3 protein-coding genes are annotated in these 1,922 nt (G+C 61.4%); all 3 read left to right on the plus strand.

Annotated elements, in window-relative coordinates; genetic code table 11:
• A partial coding sequence (locus GVI59_RS18490) for a hypothetical protein (RefSeq protein ID WP_173575505.1) occupies positions 1-200 on the plus strand: 200 nt, incomplete at its 5' end.
• Complete coding sequence (locus GVI59_RS18495; protein ID WP_173575506.1) at positions 197-994, plus strand: bifunctional DNA primase/polymerase; 798 nt, start codon at positions 197-199, stop codon at positions 992-994. The genes GVI59_RS18490 and GVI59_RS18495, both read left to right, overlap by 4 nt.
• A partial coding sequence (locus GVI59_RS18500; protein ID WP_173575507.1) for an AAA family ATPase occupies positions 991-1,922 on the plus strand: 932 nt, incomplete at its 3' end. The genes GVI59_RS18495 and GVI59_RS18500, both read left to right, overlap by 4 nt.

Below are 1,922 nucleotides of genomic sequence, written 5' to 3' on the forward strand. Positions count from 1 at the left end.
TCGCTCCGCACTTTGTCGCGCAGGGCGCTATTGGAGCGTTCAGGCAATTCGGCTTCGTACGCGACGACTTTGAGGACGCCTACTGCATGGCGCTTCAGGGTGCATGTGATGTGCTCCTGCAAGGCAAAACACCTGAAGAGCAGCTTCAGCACATTACCATGATGGGACGTCATGCCCTCGGCAGGGAGGATGACGTATGAGCGCCTCTCTGAAGCCGCGTGATTACTTCGAAGATATCGGTGAAAAAGCAGTGAAGCTGGCTCGCGGTGGTCTGGTGGTGTTCCCCTGCTGCGAGGACAAGCGCCCGACGTGCAAGTGGGGTGATGTCGCCAGCAATGATCCGTCCGCTGTCGCCATGCTCTGGCGCACCTATCCCGGCCCGCTGATCGGTGTCGTGACCGGCGCTGCCTCTGACTTCGACGTGCTGGATCTGGACTGGGGGAAAGGCGGTGACGACTGGCACGACGAGCATTGCGCCCGTCTGCCCCGGACCCGTGTGCATCAGACACGCTCCGGCGGTCTGCATCTCCTGTTTCGTCATCGTGAAGGCATCCGCAACAGTGCTGGCAAGATCGCACGCGGCGTCGATGTGCGTGGTGATGGTGGATACATCATCTGGTGGTCTGCGACCGGGCTGGAGATCATGGACCGGTCCCGTGCGACTGACTGGCCCGCGTGGCTGGCGGAGATGGCGCTACCGTCGTCGCCTGTCGCGGATCTGCACAAGATCGAGAACGGGCTTCGTGATGCCGGCCGGTACTATGCAGGAGCGGTTCGGAATGCTGTTACGTTGGTGGCGTCCACGCAGGAAGGTTCGCGCAACCAGACGCTCAATGACCAAACGCTTTCTTTGACCAAATATATCGCGTCCGGACATCTGACTGCCGGACAGATCGCGGAAGCTATGGCCGCTGCCGCCTTACAGGCTGGGCTCACCAAGTCTGAGATTGAAGCGACCATCAGGTCCGCCCTGCGGGCAGGGATGGGCGGATGAGTGAGGCCGTGGAGTTTGGCGCGGCCATTGAAAGCGGTTTTCGCAAAGCTGAACAGGCAGCAAGACCGCTTCTGATAGACGCGGGCGAATGGGACGAGAACGATATCGCTCCACGGCCATGGGTTGCGCCCGGTCTGCTGTTGCGTGGGGCTGTCACAGTCGTGGTCGGTGAGCCTGCTGCGGGCAAGTCCATGCTCATGGTCGGCTGGGCTACGTCACTCGTCCTGGGAGAACGATACGGCCATCTCAAGCCGGTGCAACGCTGCAAGGTCGTCACCTACAACACCGAGGACGACAACGACGAGCAGAAGCGACGTTTCTCGGCGGCCCTGCGACCAGTGGGAAGGCATCCATCTGACCTGACCGGCAAACTCTACCGCATCAGCACTGAAGGCATCGGAACCCTACTCCGGACCTGCGGAGAAGCAGGTATGACAGCAACGCCCGCAATGGAGCAGCTTGAGGCGCTGATCGAGGAGCAGAGGCCGGACGTCCTCATTCTCGACCCGCTGGTGGAGCTTCACGAGGCTGAGGAGAATGACAACACCGCCGTCCGTACCGTCATGGCTCACTTCCGCAGCCTTGCCGTCCGGTACGACATGGCCGTGGTCCTGCTGCATCATACTCGCAAGGGCTCGACCGGCATTGCCGGGAATCCCGATATTGCCCGTGGCGCGTCGTCGGTCATTGGCGCTGCCCGTGTCGTGGTGACGGTCTCTGTCATGACCGAGCAGGAAGCTGACAGTTTCAGCATCCCCGCTGACCATAGGCGCTTCTTCTCGCGTGTCGATGGAGCCAAGATCAACGCAGCGCCGATTGGTCGTGAAGAATGGTTCGAGCGTCAGGCTTACGAGTTACCGAATGGGGACAGTGTGGCGGCCATGCTGCCCTGGTCACCGCCTGACGACACCGTGGGGCTGGAGCAGCG

It is taken from the genome of Acetobacter sicerae (genome assembly GCF_011516765.1).
GTDB classification, from domain to species: domain Bacteria; phylum Pseudomonadota; class Alphaproteobacteria; order Acetobacterales; family Acetobacteraceae; genus Acetobacter; species Acetobacter sicerae.

Excerpts from the sequence above, each read along its gene's own strand:
- GVI59_RS18495 (WP_173575506.1), top strand. The coding sequence starts at position 197 with ATGAGCGCCTCTCTGAAGCCGCGTGATTACTTCGAAGATATCGGTGAA.